16 protein-coding genes are annotated in these 15,394 nt (G+C 65.9%); 3 read left to right on the forward strand and 13 right to left on the reverse strand.

The genetic code is table 11. From position 1 onward, the window contains the following. Positions 1-67 precede the first annotated feature (67 nt). Positions 68-499 (reverse strand): MarR family winged helix-turn-helix transcriptional regulator, encoded by a 432-nt coding sequence (locus GGR89_RS00165; RefSeq protein ID WP_125974569.1) that lies wholly within the window; start codon positions 497-499, stop codon positions 68-70. A 41-nt stretch (positions 500-540) separates the two neighbouring features. Then, on the reverse strand, positions 541-1,476 hold the full coding sequence (locus tag GGR89_RS00170) for a LysR family transcriptional regulator (RefSeq protein WP_125974571.1): 936 nt from the start codon (positions 1,474-1,476) through the stop codon (positions 541-543). 90 nt (positions 1,477-1,566) lie between these two features. On the opposite strand from GGR89_RS00170, the gene GGR89_RS00175 reads away from it, so the two are divergent. Further along, complete coding sequence (locus GGR89_RS00175; RefSeq protein WP_125974573.1) at positions 1,567-1,980, forward strand: hypothetical protein; 414 nt, start codon at positions 1,567-1,569, stop codon at positions 1,978-1,980. A gap of 395 nt (positions 1,981-2,375) precedes the next feature. Here the strand turns inward: GGR89_RS00175 and GGR89_RS00180 are convergent, their stop codons facing one another. Beyond that, positions 2,376-2,600: a DUF2274 domain-containing protein gene (locus tag GGR89_RS00180; RefSeq protein WP_125974575.1), complete on the reverse strand. Its 225-nt coding sequence runs from the start codon at positions 2,598-2,600 to the stop codon at positions 2,376-2,378. A gap of 42 nt (positions 2,601-2,642) precedes the next feature. On the opposite strand from GGR89_RS00180, the gene GGR89_RS00185 reads away from it, so the two are divergent. Together GGR89_RS00185 and GGR89_RS22865 are read left to right on the forward strand one after the other, a co-directional pair. Beyond that, positions 2,643-3,314 carry an EH signature domain-containing protein gene (locus tag GGR89_RS00185; protein ID WP_164542642.1) on the forward strand — a complete coding sequence of 224 codons (672 nt, stop codon included), beginning with the start codon at positions 2,643-2,645 and terminating at the stop codon, positions 3,312-3,314. A gap of 11 nt (positions 3,315-3,325) precedes the next feature. Then, positions 3,326-3,871 carry a hypothetical protein gene (locus tag GGR89_RS22865; RefSeq protein WP_125974579.1) on the forward strand — a complete coding sequence of 182 codons (546 nt, stop codon included), beginning with the start codon at positions 3,326-3,328 and terminating at the stop codon, positions 3,869-3,871. A gap of 281 nt (positions 3,872-4,152) precedes the next feature. Here the strand turns inward: GGR89_RS22865 and GGR89_RS00195 are convergent, their stop codons facing one another. The 10 genes from GGR89_RS00195 to GGR89_RS00240 all read right to left on the reverse strand — a co-directional run bounded on the left by GGR89_RS00195 (position 4,153) and on the right by GGR89_RS00240 (position 15,390). Beyond that, positions 4,153-5,892, reverse strand: a complete 1,740-nt coding sequence (locus tag GGR89_RS00195) for a tetratricopeptide repeat protein (RefSeq protein ID WP_125974581.1) — start codon at positions 5,890-5,892, stop codon at positions 4,153-4,155. Then, positions 5,892-7,133 (reverse strand): hypothetical protein, encoded by a 1,242-nt coding sequence (locus tag GGR89_RS00200; protein WP_125974583.1) that lies wholly within the window; start codon positions 7,131-7,133, stop codon positions 5,892-5,894. Before GGR89_RS00200 ends, GGR89_RS00195 begins: the two co-directional genes overlap by 1 nt. Then, the gene (locus GGR89_RS00205; protein ID WP_125974585.1) at positions 7,130-7,618 is read right to left on the reverse strand and encodes a nuclear transport factor 2 family protein; all 489 of its coding nucleotides are present in this window, start codon (positions 7,616-7,618) and stop codon (positions 7,130-7,132) included. Before GGR89_RS00205 ends, GGR89_RS00200 begins: the two co-directional genes overlap by 4 nt. Before the next feature lie 519 nt (positions 7,619-8,137). Next, positions 8,138-9,319 carry an ABC transporter permease gene (locus tag GGR89_RS00210; RefSeq protein WP_125974587.1) on the reverse strand — a complete coding sequence of 394 codons (1,182 nt, stop codon included), beginning with the start codon at positions 9,317-9,319 and terminating at the stop codon, positions 8,138-8,140. 1 nt (position 9,320) lies between these two features. After that, entirely contained in the window at positions 9,321-10,481 is a 1,161-nt protein-coding gene (locus tag GGR89_RS00215) for an ABC transporter permease (RefSeq protein ID WP_125974589.1), read from the reverse strand. Further along, positions 10,478-11,194 carry an ABC transporter ATP-binding protein gene (locus GGR89_RS00220; protein ID WP_241213579.1) on the reverse strand — a complete coding sequence of 239 codons (717 nt, stop codon included), beginning with the start codon at positions 11,192-11,194 and terminating at the stop codon, positions 10,478-10,480. Before GGR89_RS00220 ends, GGR89_RS00215 begins: the two co-directional genes overlap by 4 nt. Further along, positions 11,191-12,225, reverse strand: coding sequence for an efflux RND transporter periplasmic adaptor subunit (locus GGR89_RS00225; protein WP_164521867.1), 1,035 nt, complete (start codon positions 12,223-12,225; stop codon positions 11,191-11,193). Before GGR89_RS00225 ends, GGR89_RS00220 begins: the two co-directional genes overlap by 4 nt. After that, entirely contained in the window at positions 12,222-12,704 is a 483-nt protein-coding gene (locus GGR89_RS00230; RefSeq protein WP_164542643.1) for a hypothetical protein, read from the reverse strand. The genes GGR89_RS00225 and GGR89_RS00230 overlap by 4 nt, the downstream gene beginning before the upstream one ends. Then, entirely contained in the window at positions 12,701-14,476 is a 1,776-nt protein-coding gene (locus GGR89_RS00235) for an ABC transporter ATP-binding protein (protein WP_125974593.1), read from the reverse strand. The genes GGR89_RS00230 and GGR89_RS00235 overlap by 4 nt, the downstream gene beginning before the upstream one ends. After that, a complete protein-coding gene (locus tag GGR89_RS00240) occupies positions 14,473-15,390 on the reverse strand; it encodes a transposase (protein WP_125974595.1) in 918 nt (305 codons plus the stop codon). The genes GGR89_RS00235 and GGR89_RS00240 overlap by 4 nt, the downstream gene beginning before the upstream one ends. Positions 15,391-15,394: the final 4 nt, after the last annotated feature.

Here is a 15,394-nt window from a genome sequence, read left to right on the forward strand (position 1 = left end):
GCTCCGTCCGCTGGCGCGACGCTGCAGTGGCAGCATCCCCGCAACGATACAACGAACTTCGGATTATTCAACTATCGTCATACACGATCTTCCCGATCATTGCGATGAACGGGTCGCGCTCGTTGGGCGCCAATCGCGACAGCATCAGCAGATGCAGTTGGCGATAGGCATCCACCAAGCCGCGCGCACAGGCCGCGCCGGCCTCGGACAGAGACAGCGCCACCGCACGCCGATCGGCCTCGATGCGCTCGCGCTTGAGGAAGCCGCGTTTCACCAGCCGGTCTGTGGCCGAAGACAGGGTGGTCGTCGGCACGCCCAGGAAGCGCGCGACATCGGTCGGGCCGCAACCCGCATGCTCCGCGACATAGAGCAGGACCGCCTTGTCCAGCTCGGCGAGCGGCCGCTCGGAACGAAGCGCGTCGGCCAGCTTGTAGCGGCGGCCGAAGGTTTCGAACGCGGCGCCGAGTGCGGCAAGCTGGTCTTCGGTAGGTTCACGCATCCGCTCCGCATATCGCGTGCCGGCGGGGCTTGGCCAGTGGCTCAGCCGAGATAGCGCCAGTCCGTTGCCGCCGCCTTCAGCCCGTCCAGCACCGAGCGGACCCGCAAGGGGGTATGGCGCCGCTCCAGGCGCACCGCGTGGATCGGTGTTTCCTGCACGCGCCACGCGCGCAGAAGCTCGACGACGCGTCCGTCGCGCAAGGGACCACGGCCGACCCAGGCCGGCACCCAGGCGAGCCCGAGCCCTTGCCGCATCATCGACCAGATCGCCCCTAGGTCCTCCACCACGATGCGCGGGCGCGGCAGGTGCCGAACCACGACGCCGCTGTCCGGATCGGCGAATTGCCACGCCATCACGCGGCCCGAGCCGGGATCGCGAAAGCCGATCTGGTGGTGCGCGTCGAGGTCCGCCGGCGATTGCGGCGTGCCCATGATCTCCACATAGCGCGGCGTCGCGCACAGCACCCAGGGGAAGCTGCCCAGTGGCGTCGAGACGACATTGGCATAGCCGGCGAGCGCGCCGAACCGGATCGCGATGTCAATGCCCTCGGCGGCGAGATCGAGCGTGCCGTCGTCTATCTTGAGCTCCAGCTCGATGTCCGCGTTCGCGCGAAGAAGAGCGGGCACCTGCCGCGCCAGCCTCGCGCGGAGGAAAGGCGCCGGCGCGCTCAGCCGGATGCGCCCGCCGGACCCGCTCGCCTTCGCGTGATCGAGCAGGGCCTCCAACCTCTCGGCCTCGCGGAGCAGATCGCGCGCGCCTTCGAACAGGCGTTCGCCCTCGGGCGTCAGCGAGATCGCATGGGTGGTGCGATGGAGCAGCCGCACCCCGTTCGCCTTCTCGAAGCGCGAGACGGCCTTGGACAGGGCCGAGGTCGTCGTGCCCGCGCGACGCGCCGCCTCCGCGAACGAGCCGGCATCCACCACCCGCGCGAAATGCAGCAGGTTCAACAGTCGCTGGACATGGGGCGGTGTGGACATGGTGGCAACTCGATCCTGCTCCCAGCATCCCTACACGTGCCCCGTGCGCATCGCGATACTCGCTGCAACGAAACTTGGAGGCACAAGTACATGCACGCAAACGAGCTCGACGACGCAGCCCTGGACGCGGCCGCGCAGGCCATCGGCGAGGGGCCCGTGGCGATGGTGAACCTGGTGAAGTTCCGCGAGGCGCCCGACTATCCCGAGGGTTTCGCGGAAGCAAAGCCGGACTCTCGCAGTGGCTATTATGAAGGATATGTCGGCGGTTTCCGCGCCGCGTGCGAAGCCACTGGCGTGATACCGGAGCTGCTCTATGCAGGCCAGCGGGTCCACAACCTGCTCGCCGGACCGGACGACCACTGGGACGACATCGTCGTCGTCCGCTACGACAGCTTCGCCGACCTCCGGACGATACTCGATAGCGACGTATACGCCCGCCACGCCAAGCCGCATCGCTTCGCCGCGATCGCAGACTGGCGCTTCATCGCGACACGGGCGCGCTGACGGGGCATGTTGCTATAGCGGCAACACCGTCGCGCCTGAGCAACCGCGCATGGAAGATAGCCGCAGGCGGCCATGGGAAGGTAAAATCTTAAAGGGGATACAAAGCGACAGATGATGCCCGTTTAGCCTCCCATGGCTTGTTTCCGCGAAGCTCATCACAAGCAGTATTACTATACAAGCAGGAGTTCTGGATCCTTTCGCAAAGCTCCTGCCGCCGCGCGGCAAGAGAGGCTCAGACGACGGTACGCCCGGTAGGCCGCCAATGGTTCTGCGGTCCCGCGCTGGGGAAATCAAACTCGGCCAGTTGCATTCAGTATCGGGCTTCGTTCCCTGGAAAGTAGGCCACCATAATCTGGCTCAATGTAATTGATCGTTCCTCCAGATGGGCGCTCACCCTAGCCCCGGCGGTTTGCTCCATTTGCCCTTGCGAAACTGCGGTCGCTCTCAAGGAAGGACGCGAGCATCGCTGGTATCAGATCCGTTACCGCCTCCTTCTGCCCATAGGTATCGGCATATAGCGCAGCATAGTCCTGCAGCCGCTGGTGCAGGTCGGGCGTGATGAGGATCGCCAGCTTGAGGGGCTTCCGATCCGGCAGCTTGGCGAGTTTCAGGTCAGGCATGTGGGCCTCCTATCCGCGCCAGGGCGCGAGGATCAGGTCCTTGTGGACCACGAGCAGCACATTCGTGCCGGGGCGAACTGTCAGCGTCGGCTGGATGTTGAGATTGCGGGAGGTGATCCGCGGCTTGCGCCGCAACGCTGGGCCGCACTACGCCGCGATGTGCTGGCGATGTTCCCGGACGCCCAGGTCGACGCTGCCTTCGCCGTGCTGCGCGGCTGGCTGGTACGCGCGACCGTCCGGGAGTTCTTCTCGGTGGTGGCGAAAACGGTCGAGCGGCGCGACCAATGGAAGAAACGCACCGATTTCTGGCTGGCGTACCTCGACGCCGGGTTCATCACTGACGCATGGTTCGCGTTCGGCTCGCAGGCGGAGCGGCTTGCGCGCAAGTTCATGGACGACCAGGCAATCGCCTATGCGACGCTCGAAGGCGGTGGTGCCACGACGGCTCAGTCGGCATTAATCTTCTCGATCCGCGACACTCGCATCGCCGAATGGAGCGATAACGGCAGTTGCCGTTTCTGGCGGGCAGCGGACCCGAAGGCGCCAAGTCTTTACCAGCGTCGCTACCAAGGGCCGGCTTTGCGAACCATGGCGGCCGGCGAAGGCTTCCGTGCGATTCCGCACAATCCACCCAATGGCTGGCAGCCGAAGTTCGCGCGGCAGGTCTATCAGAGCGCTGGCGTGCAGCACCCCAGGCATGGAGCAGGATGGTGAGTAGTCCCGACTTGCGGTTCGAAGCGCGGCATGAGGATGGGCGCGAGCGGATCGAGCTGATCCGCGTCGAGGGCGGCCGTTTTCTTGGCAAGGGGACGCGCTCGCTGATCCCCGTCGACGACTGGATAATCCAAGCCCCGACTGCGGCGCGTCCGGCGGTCGCACGGTTGCTGCAGGCGATCGGCGATGGCAACAATGCGCCCGATGGCTCGGCACAGGCCGAAGCCTCGGACAATGCCGTGTGTCTTCACCCTGGCCTGGTTGCCCAGCTGACCGAAGGTGAAGCCACAAGCCTTGGTCTTCCGCCGGTGGCACGTCTCGCCCTCAACCTGCAATCGATCGGGGTCGCCCATCAGGACGATTTCCGCATCGAGACGCGCTGGACACGGCCGAACGGTCTGCCTGCCGGGGTCAAGCAGAGCGGTGCGCGCGCACATTTCGAAGCCAAGGAGTGGCGGATCTCGGCGTCAGCCAGCACTCGCTGTATGCTTGGAAACGACAGCTGGCTAGACAGGTATCCGGCGATGCCGGCAAGGATGCCGAGATCCGCCAGTTGAAGCGCGAACTGGCCCGGGTGAGCGAGGAGCGCGACATCCAAAAAAAGCCACCGCGTATTTCGCTCGAGCACCAGCGCTTGCAGCACCGCAAGATCGCCGCTTAATATCAACCCCCAGGACGAAGCCCGCTCTCCGCCAATTTACGCTGCGATCTGCGCCAAATGTTCTGACGACGGACAGAATGAATCACATTTCTCGTATCAACGAAGTCCCGCTTCTTGGATTCCAACCTTTTGATACGGAGTGCATGATCCACCTCCGCCCAGCGCCACTGCAAATCGCTATGCCGCTCGTAGATGACTGGCAGCTTCTATGTCTTGGGCCATCAATGCTTCGAAGCCCATCGCCCGATGCACTTCGGATCGACTGATGTAGAGATCCGGCTCCATCGGCAACATTTCGATGGCGCGGTCCATGTCTGCGAGCGCGCGCACATATTCCTGTCGGTCGAAAAGCAAGACGGCGCGGTTCACGCGCGCTTCCGGCCGGTTGGGATCGAGCAGAAGAGCGGCATCGAGATCCTGCAGCTGACGGTCGCTTGCCCCCAAGGATTCCAGCACTTCTGCGCGCATCAGCAGCACGTCAACCTGATTGGGATCGAGCTCAAGGCTTCGATCGAACGCAGCTGAGGCTTGCTCAAACGCCCCCATCCGCGCCATGCAGACGCCGATGTTGTGGAATACCTCCGGATAGGGCGCGCTGTAGCGCACCGCCTCCGAGTAGCGCGCGATCGCCCCCTCTAGCCGGCCGGCGCGGAGCAGCAGATTTCCACTCTCGTTGTGATATTCGGAATAATAGGGGTCCATCTCGATGCTGAGATCGTAAAAGCGCAGCGCCTCCTCGAGATTGCCGAGCATCGCGTGCACCTGCGCCGTGTTGTAGTGCAGAACGGAGCGATGAAGCCGGTGCGCGTCCTCAGACAAGGCGCGGCTGAGCAGTTCGAGTCCCGAGGTGCACAGGTCGATCGCTTCCTGGGGGCGCCCCTGCCGCACACGCAGGAAAGCGAGACCATTGTCGATGAAAACCGAATAGAAAGCGTGATCGGCGGCCCCCAGCACCTCCTGCGCCAATGCGATCGCTTGCCGCGCGGCAAGGAGATGTCGCTCGGCCTGATCAACATCCTTTTGGGCGGCATAGCGCAGGTGCACCATGCCCATGAGGTAGTGCATCTTGGCACGTAGATCCGGGCGGGTCAGCCTGGGCGCGGTTGCGTCTTCCACAAGAGCCCGCGCCGCGTCGAGCCGACCGGTCATCACCAGCCCCTGGAAAAGGTTGCCGACATAGTTCCAGCGCGCTTCCTGGTCGTCGCCGGCCAGCGTGTCGAGATGAGCCATCACCCTGTCGGCGAAGCTGCCCGCTTCGTGGTAGAAGCCAAGATGATTGTAGAGGCACAGCGCCCGAAGCGCGACCCGCGCTGCCGCGGTTTCGTCGCCGCGCCGGAGATGATGGGCGATCAGCGCGGGGTGATGCGCTTCGATCACGTCCATGTCGAGAAGATGCGCCGGTCCGCTGGCGATAACCGCCTCGGCGGCAGACGTATCAACCGGAGGAAGGGTTTGGGCGCTTGTCGTGCCGTGCTCGACACGGATGCCCGCATTTGGACCTCGCCTCGCCAGCTCGACCAGAAATCGCTGCGAAAGATGCTGCGCAGCATCGGGGCACAGCGCCACGACCACCAGTTCGGTTTCGGTCTCGATCTCCCGTCGCCAAGCGATGAGGAAATCGATCAAGCCGTGAACAATGCGATAGGCACGGTCGAGCGGGTAGTTGCGGGTCTTTTCGAGGCCGCTCGCAGTGTCGGTAAGCGATGCATAGGCGAGCGGGATCGCCTGCCGATGGGCACGCAGTACGAAATGAAGTTCATAGGCGTGTCGATCGATGATCGCGTCTGCGCCACGATCGCGCAACTCCCCATAGGCACGCCCGACCAAGTCCTCTACCCCAGCCCAGACACCCCCCCGCGCGAAGCGCATGTCCAGCGTGCAGCGCTGCGTCGATTCAGAAGATTCCGACTTGGTCATCACTGGGTATCCTTCGGTTTCTGATGCCTGAATTTGGGAAGCAGCCACAGCGCGAGCCCTGCCGCCACGAGCAGCATGGAAAGCCCGGCGAAGATTGCCGCGTCTAGGCCGCGCAGTACGGGTGCGTTGGGGTCCTGGATGGTCTGCCAGGCGCGCTCGGCATATCGCGCCAGCGTCGGCAGCACGACGAGGAACAAGGTCGCGAGCGCGAGGATGCGCCCCATGATCCACACGGCCACGAAGCAACGGACCATTCGAAGATTGCGCGCCGGCGTGCCGTCCGCCTCGCCCGACTGACGCCGACCGAAGCGGCCTGCGGTCCAGAGATGGACGTTGCCAGCGATATAGTCTCGCGCGGCCCCGTCGAGATTGGGGTGCCCCGACCAGTTCGACAGGATATAATAGACGTCGGTGCGCAGGAAGAGATTGAACTGCCACGCGACCGTCACCGCGATCTGCAGCACCAGCGCCTGCAGCAGCGCGACCGCGAAGACCGGCGCATCGGCCAGCGAAAGCGCCGTGATCAGGATGGTGACGAGGGACACCACCAGCAGATCGACAAGCATCCCGGCTAGAAGGGGCAGATACCGCCGCGCCCGCGGCAGCGCGAAGATGCCGGACAGGTCCGCCTCGAAGACCAAGTTCCAGAGGCGGGTTCCAATCCCGAGGCGGCTGGCTACACCTTCGCGGGCCGCGGCGAGCATGTGTCCCAGCTCATGCAGGCCCGTCGCGGCGGAGGAAAGGACGAGCAGCAATATCAGCGTCGCCGCCAGATTGTCCTCGATGAAAAAGGCGTCCGCGTGCAGCCGGGCGACGGGAAAGCGGACGGCACAGACCAGTCCCGCCGCCACCACCAGCCCGTACAGCGCTACGGCGCCCCGCGAGAAGAAGCGTTCCGCCGTCGCACGCGAGACCGAAAAGCCCAAGGTCCGCGCGGGCGCGCTCGACGGCCCCGCCGCCGGGGTCTCGTCGCCAGGGCGGGCGAAGCCGATTTCGATCAGCGTGGCGAGGAAGTCGTCGAGATCGATATCCTCGCCGGTGCCCTCACCCGACATCAGGCGGCGGATGTCATCGGGCGTGCGCCCTTCCTGCAGCTGACGGAGCAGCGCCACCCCTTCCGCCGGAAATTGGTAGAAGGCGCCGAGCTGCTGATTGCCAACCAGGAACCCCTCCCCTTCCGGCTGGACCGTCAGCGGAATCAACGCGAAGCGGCTGCTTCCGTCGATGGTGGCGACAGTCATTTCGCCGCGGTCCGAATGGGGGTGTATTGGGCGCTTGCGATACGCCAGCCGCTCGCATTCTGTCGCAGCACATAGGTCGCGCGCATCAACATCGGCGGGCGCTGCGGTGCCGCTTCCGGGGCAGAAAAGGAGAGCCGGACGATGACGACGGCATTCGATCCGTCGACCCGGGCCAGCGGCTCCGTCACGGCCACCTGCGGCGCGGGACGACGGTTGGCCGGATCGTAGAAGCGGAGCACCGCGTCGCGGTGATCGACCTCGCCGACCGGAGAGACCTCGACATAGTCGTCGGCAAGCACCTTGGCCAAGGCCTGCGAGTCGAAGCCCGCCTCCGCCCGCACGGCCGCCTCGATCACCGCGACCAACGGGCTGTCGGCGGCGGGAGAAGCGAATTCCTCGCGCGGCACAACGGGCGCGACCGGCGACAGGGGAGCGCTGAAAAACGCGACGAGTCCGAGGGCTGCCTCAAGAAAGCTGTTCGACATGCGCCATTTCCTCCGTGTGGCCGAAGCCAATTCTTCGCGGGTTTTCCTCTGCCGAAACCAGAAAGCCGACGTCCCCCGAGAAATCCTCGGGAGACGTCCAGCAAAAAGGAAGTCAGTAGGGCCAGCAGGTCCAGATCGGATACAGCGCAACCGACGTGGTCTTGAGGTCCTGGACCTTCACGACAGAAATCTTTTTCATAAATTTCTCCATTGTTGGGCGCGTTCCAACATCCCCCCTGGCCCATGCCCATACACCAGGCGATGTCCAGATCTTCGATGAACCCATCTCGATCCGGCAAGAGAAAGTTGCCAACCTTAAAGGTAATAGTAAAGTCAAATTACTCCCAATATAGGAGCATCACTACCCTCGATATTTGAATTTTTTAGTGCATGCAAATGTCGACGCCGCCGCCATGGAAACCAGTGACAGCGACGTCTTGAAAGCAATCTGGCGATATTGTTCGCATGGCTCAGCCCGGCCCGCGCCGGCACAGCTGAGACTTTATGGTGAAATCGACCTCATGCCCCGGGAGCCGCGGCGAGCGGACGGCGCGCCGCTCGCCATGCCGGCAGTGCGCCGCCCAGTATCGCCACCACCAGCGCCACTACCACCGATTGAAGGATGTCGGATACGCCAAGGTCGAACCGAAACATTACCTGCGACAGATTGCCGCCGATCGTGCTCGCGCTTCGGCCGTTGAGGAACGCCAGCGAAAGGGAAATCGCGGCAGCACAGCCGATCAGCACAAGCACGATGGCTTCCGCCATGGTGCTGAGGAACACCGGGAGTCCACGATAACCCAGGATACGCAGCGTGCGTATCTCCTCGGAGCGTGCGGAAACCGAGGTGAACATCGTGTTCAGGGCTCCGGCCAGCGCACCAATGGCCATGGCGATGCCGAGCGGCCAGCCGATGAATAGTATCAGCTTGCCCATGTTGCGTGCCTGGACCGCGAAATAGTCCTTCTCCGACCGCGCTGTGAGCTTCGACGCGGATTCCGCTGCCAGATAGCGCTGGAGCGGCAGGAGCGCCCCAGCGTTGGCCAATCGTACCCGCACCGACTGGACCGCTCCGCTCGATCCGAAGAATTGGGCGACGAGCGTGCGATCCGCCCAAACTTCGGATTCCGCCGCCGATCCGCCGGCGTCGAAGATGCCGACGACCTTCCATGCCATGCCCGCGAGCCGGATGCTGCGCCCCAGCTTCAGATCGCGGTAGCGCGCCGCAAGCGAGGCACCGACGACCAGCTCGTTGCTTCCGGGTGCGAACATTCGGCCGGCAGCCAGCCGCGCGAGCGGCCGCACCGCCAAGCCCTGCGTCGCCATGCCGCGGAGCGACAGATTGGCCTCTGTCCCCTGATCGTCCACGGCGCTGATCGTCGCAAAATTCTCCGGCGAGATCAGCGGGCCGCCCGGGCCATGCGCGATGCCGGGCGCGTTTTGCAATTGCGCGAGCCGATTGATGTCGATCGCACTGGCGAATTCGGATGGCGATCCCTCGGCGAGAATGATCGCGGCCTGGTCGGATCCGGCGCCGGCGACGGTCGAGCGGAAACCCGAGGCCATCGCCAGGAACCCGAGCAGGACCAACGTCGCCAGCGCAATCCCGAATATGGCCGCGAGCGACATCCGGGCGCGCGACGGCAGCCCAAGCAAGGCGATCCGGGCCACGGCACCGACCTGACGGACATGGCTGAACATTTCAGACCCTTCCCAATGCGGTTACGATATCGAGGCGGGCAGCCTTGACCACCGGCAACAGGCCGGTCAGCAGGACGAGGCCGCCGGCCAGCAGCGCGGCGATCCCGAGCGTGGTCGGCCCGATCGCCAGCCCCGGCAGCATGTCCTTCGTGGCGCTCGCGACCGCAGTCACGATCAGCAGCGCCAGGCTCATCCCGACGGCAGCCCCCGCGAGCGTGATCAGCGCGACTTCGCCGACGACGATCCGCGCCACCCGCCCACCCGAGAAGCCCAGCGTCTTGAGCACACCGATCTCGCGCGTGCGTTCGCCCACCATGAAGATCAGCGTGTTGCCGACGATGCAGAGGATGACGAGGAATGCCGCTCCCACGACCAGGCGGATGATCAGGACGACATCGCCGATCTGCGACAGGAATGCACGGCCCAGCGCCGCCTCGCTCTGCGTGCGGGTCGCCGCCGCGGAGTTGGCGTAGGATGCGTCGATCGCGCGGGCCATCGCATCGTTGGCGGTCACGTCACGTCCCTGCACCATGATCCAGTTGGCGCGATCCCGGCCGGTCAGCAGTGCATCGTTGAAATAGTCGTAGTGCCCGGCGACGGCGAGTTCGGGGCCGCCAGGCTTCGCGGCGCGGTAGATCCCGGCGACCCTGAAGGACCAGCTTCGCGTCCCGTCGGTACGCAGGTCGTTCAGGCTCTGGAGCGTCACCAGGTCGCCGCGCTTCCAGCCGTTGCGGGTCGCAAGTGCCTGCCCGACCAGCAGGCCGTCGCGCGTCGCGACGAAGCGCGCGCGATCCTCGGCGGAAACGACCGCGCTGTCCTCGGAAAGGGTCAGATAGATCGCCGGGTCGACCATCACCGCCGACAGGACATCCTTCGGCTCGCGCCAATAGGCGATCGCCAGCCGCACGGGCGTTGCCGCCGCGACATTGGGCTGTTGCCGGATATCCGCCAGATAGGCGATCGGTAGCGTCTGCTGCAGTCCGTTGCGGTTAACGATCATCACCCGCTCATGCGCGCCCGGCTGGTCCTCCATGCGGAAAGCGGCGCCGACCGCGCTCAGCACGCCGAAGATCAGGAACGCGATGGCGATGCACGCGACCATCAGCACCAGCCGCACCGGATTGCGCAGCGCGTTGCGCGCGACGAGCGTAGACATCCTCATGCGGCGATCGCTTCGTCGACGAAGCGCCCCTTCTCCAGGTGAAGCGTCAGATCCGCCGCGCGTGCGGCAACCGGGTCGTGGGTGACCATGACGATGGTCTTCCCCAACTCGCTCGACAGCAGGCGCAGGATCTCGAGCACGCGGTCGGCGCTGGGCCGATCCAGGTCGCCGGTCGGTTCGTCGGCGAGAATCAGCTTGGGATCGGCGACGAGCGCGCGCGCGATCGCGACGCGCTGCTGCTGGCCGCCGGAAAGTTCGCGGGGCCGGTGCTTCATCCGGTCCGCCAGCCCGACAACGTCCAGCGCCGTTTCCACCCGCCGGCGCCGTTCGCTCGCGCCCATCGGCTGCAACAGCAGGGGCAACTCGACATTCTGCGCCGCTGTCAGCATCGGCATCAGGTTGTAGAACTGGAAGATGAAGCCCAGCGTCCGTGCCCGCCATCCGGCCAGCGCCGCCTCGCCGTAACGGTCGATCCGCTCACCATCGATCGACAGCATGCCGCCCGAGGGCCGGTCGATGCCCGCCAGCATGTTGAGCAGCGTCGTCTTGCCGGACCCGGACGGCCCCATCAATGCGACGAAGCGACCGCAGGGAATGGACAGCGACAGGTCATCGAAGATGGGCACGACGGTCTCGCCTCGGCTGTAGCGCTTCGACAGGCGGGAAATCTCGATGAGCGGTGTCGGCGCCGATATGGTCTGCATCATGTTCATTGCCTCGATCCTGTGTTGGACGCGGAAGGGAGGAAGGCGGCCTTGGCGGCCATCTGCGGCAGGATGCGCGGATCGCGCCGCACCAGCGCGATGTTGACGCGCACCGTCGCGCGGTTGCGATCGGCGGACGGCACGATCGCGGAAACCCTCGCGTCGAAGGTTTCGCCGGGCAGCGCATCGAAGCTCAGCGTCACGGGCTGGCCGGCGCGGACCTTGCCGATGTAGGCCTCGTTCACGTCGGCCTCGACGTGCAGGCTTGCCATGTCGACGATGGTGACGATGCCGGTGCGGGTAAACCCGCCGCCGGCCGAGATAGGAGAGACCAGCTCGCCAACTTCGGCGTTCTTGTCGATCACCACGCCGGAAAACGGTGCCCGGATCGCGAAACGGCCCAGCGTCACCTCGGCCGCACGCACCGACGCGCTCGCCCCGGCCAGTGCGGCCTCGGCAGCGGCGACACGCGCACCCAGCATACCGCTTTCCGCCGCGCTGGCGTCCAGGGACGCCCGGGTGGTGAAACCGCGCGCGCTCAGCGCCTGCTGCCGGGCGAGCGTGGCCGCCGCCTGGGTGCGCTGGAAGTGGATGCCGGCGAGTTGCTGCTGCGCTTCGGCCTGCGCCGCCCGGGCACGACCAAGCGCGGCGCGCGCGTCGGCGTCGTCGACATGCGCGATCACCTGCCCGGCGCGGACGCGATCGCCCTCGCGCACCAGGATCTCCCGGATCTGCCCGGTCACCTGGGAGCCAATCGTGCCGCTGCGCTGGGGCACGACGAACCCGGCGGCGACCAGCGCGGCTGCCGGTGCGGCGACGGGCGCCGCCTGCGCCGCCGGCGCAACGGACGGAGGCGCGACCGCCTTCTTTCGCGTCGCCACGCCCAGCGCGGCAGCGGCCGCGACGAGGCCGATGCCCGCGGCAAGGGACATCCGCCCCCGCTGCGCGCGCGGGCGTGCCGGTTCGACGGCGGGCGCCCCCATCGCCGGCACCGCATCGAGCCGCAATTCGCGCAGCCGATCGACGACGGACGCGGTCACTTGCCCTGTCCCTTGCGCGCATAATGCGCGGAGACGCCGGCCCAACAGAGCCCGCCGATCACCGCGGGCACCAGATACAGCAGCGCCGGGCCGATCCCGACATGCCCGGCGAAGCTGCCCGTCACACCGTCGAAATAGTCGAGCGGCGCCACCATCAGCACCGCCAGCGCCGCCAGAACGCTCGCGCTCGGTCCCCGCACGATCCGCCCCCCGGGCAGGCGCGGCAAGGCGAACAGCCCGAGCAGGAACAGCGCCCCGAACGCGATCTTCGCATAAGGAGGGATCATGTCCGCGACATGGAAGATCGCCGCGGCGGCGGTGCGGAGGTCGCCCTCCCCGTCCAGCTGGCTCCAACGCAGCGCTGCCCCGGAATAGGTGAAGGCGGACCATCCCGCGACCCAGCCGATCAGCGTGGATTTATGCTGCGCCAGCACGGCCAGGGGACGGGACGCGCGGCGGGACAACAGCGTTGGGGTCATGCGATCTTCTCCTGTGCGAACTGGCGATGAGCGAAGCGGCGGTAGAGGCCCATGCCCAACAGCAGAGTATCGGGCGCGCCGCACTCGACGATCCGCCCGGCATCGAGCGAAACGATCTGGTCCATCGTCTCCAAGCCGGTCATGCGGTGGGTGACGAGGATGCAGGTGCGTCCGCGCATCAGCATGTCGAGCCCCTGCAAAACGAGATGCGCGTTTTCCTCGTCGAGGCTCGATGTCGCCTCGTCCAGAAGCAGGATCTCGGGGTCGCGCAGGAACATGCGCGCGATGGCGATGCGCTGGCGTTCGCCGCCGGAAAGCAGCACCCCACGTTCGCCGACGGGCGTATCCAACCCCTCGGGGAGTGCGGCGACAAACGTGGCGGAACAGGATTGCGCCAGCGCCTCGGCGACCTGCTGCTCGCCGACGGGCCGATCGATTCCGTACAGCAGATTGTCGCGGATGCTCCCTGAAACCATCGGCGTCGACTGGGCGACATAGCCGATCCGCGCACGCCACTGGGCAAGCGGCAACGCCGCGATGTCCTGCACGCCGTAGCGAATGGTGCCGCGATCCGGCGCGTAGAAGCGCTCGATCAGGCCGAGCAGCGTCGACTTGCCAGAACCGCTCGGGCCGATCAGCGCCGTCCGCGTGCCCGGCGCAAAGGTCAGTCGGTCGATCGCAATCGTCGCACCGTCGCTGTCCCCGCCGTCCGCATAGGCGAAGCGAACGCCCTCGAACGCCAATATCTGCGGCAGCGCCGGCACGGCCGCGGCCGCGGCCGCGCGATCGGCCGCATCGGTTTCCGGCGGAAGGTCGAGCACTTCGATCAACCGCGCCGATGCGCCCCGCGCGGCGGACAGGCGCGAGACGAACGCCGTCAGCTGCGCCAGTGGCCCGACGACCGTGAAGATGTAGAGCAGGAAAGCCGTGAGCGTACCCGACGACAGCGTGCCTGCCGCCACCCGCATGCCGCCATAGGCAAGGATCGTCACCATCGCGAGCGTGACCGACAAGGTTACGATCGGGCTGAGCGCCGCCTCGATCCGGGCCGAACGGCACCCCAGCGCGAACAGCGACGCGACGCTGGCAGCGACCCCGCGCTGCTCGCGCGCTTCCGCGCCGAAAGTCTTCACCATCCGCACTTCGGCGAAGATCTGGGATAACCGGCCGCTCAGCCTCGCCGTCTCGTCCTGGGTGCGCGTTGCAATCCTGGCCGTGGTCAGAACCACCGGGAGCATGGCGAGAAACGCCAGCGCCACCGAGCCGAACAGGATGCCGGCCAGCCCCGCATCGGTCGCGAACAGGACGATCGCCGCGCCGACCAGCAACAATGCCGCCGAAGCCGCGGCCAGGCCCTCGCGCGAGATGACCTGCGCGACGGCCTTGGTGTCGTTCACCACCCAGCTGGTCACCGCGCCGCTCGACGATGTGTCGAAATAGGCGATCGGCGCGCGGACCAGCCGCTCGACGGTCGCTTCCTTCAACGCCGCGTCGAGCGCGAGACCCGCGCGCGCGGTGAGAAAGCGCGCGATCGCCGACGCCGTTGCCGACGCGAGCAGGACTAGCGCCAGCATCAAGGCGGGCCCATGCCAGGACGCGTCGGCGGCGCCCGCGCGATCGACGATCGAGCGCGTCAACAACGGAAAGCCGAGGGTACCGGCGACTTCGAGCAGGGTCAGCACGCCCGCCGCCGCCAGCGCAAGCCGGTCGAGGCGTACATGGCGCAGCACTGCCCGCAGGCCGGCGGCAGAAGCAGGCGCGGTCGCGATCACGCGCGTAGGCCTTCCAGGCGAGCGATCTTGTGCTTCGACCAGCCAGCAACGAGCGCACTGTCGCTGCGGGTGCCGCGCTCGAACACCGCGATCGTCGATTCCAGGTTGGGCTGGGTACCCGCCATCGCCTTGAGCGCGGAGAAGCGCACGCGCTCCGACAGGTGCGAGCGCGCGGTTTCGTGGAGATAATCCGCCGCGTCGCCATCGCCCAGCTGCGCGATCATCGGCATCAGGCAGGCCATCGACATGCGGTTGATCATCGTGCCGACCAGGTTGCGTTCGACATCGAAGCTGTACTGGTCAAGCACGCCGCCACGCACCGTCAGCTCCATGATGTTGAGGCTGATCGACATGCTTTCCGGCGGCAGCTGGTCATGGATGTCGACACAGGCGCGGTACAGCATCACCTTGCCTTCGTGCAGCGCGCTCTTCTCGACGAACTTCAGCGCCACCGGTTCGCCGGGATAGCCGGCGGTCTGCTCGTAATCATAGGTGTAGTAGTTGCTGCTGTAGCCCGGCCCGAAATAGCCCGAGGTCAGGAAGTTGAACGAGTGATCATGCGGGTGATGGTAGAAAAACTGTTCCGGCCCGCTCGCCCTGAGGATGTGATCCTGCGTCGCCGGCCAGAAGTTGGCACGCAGGAAGAAGGTCTGGAAGCGCCGGGTGGGCGCATAGAGCATGATGACCTGCGGACCGTAATTGTTGGTACCATTGCCGATCGAGGTGCGCTTCTTCAGTTCCTCGAGCGCCAGGTCGGACAGGAAGGTGCGGTTGTTGTTGAGCCGCTTGAGCATCGGCGCGACCGAAACCATCGCGTCATGATCGGCCGTGTCGATATCGGCGTCGTGCAGATACTCGACCAGTTCGTCGAGTTCGATTGCATCGGCCTGTGGGGCGTCGATTACCAGAGGCATGATG

This window comes from Sphingomonas trueperi (assembly GCF_011927635.1).
Classification (GTDB): Bacteria; Pseudomonadota; Alphaproteobacteria; order Sphingomonadales; family Sphingomonadaceae; genus Sphingomonas; species Sphingomonas trueperi.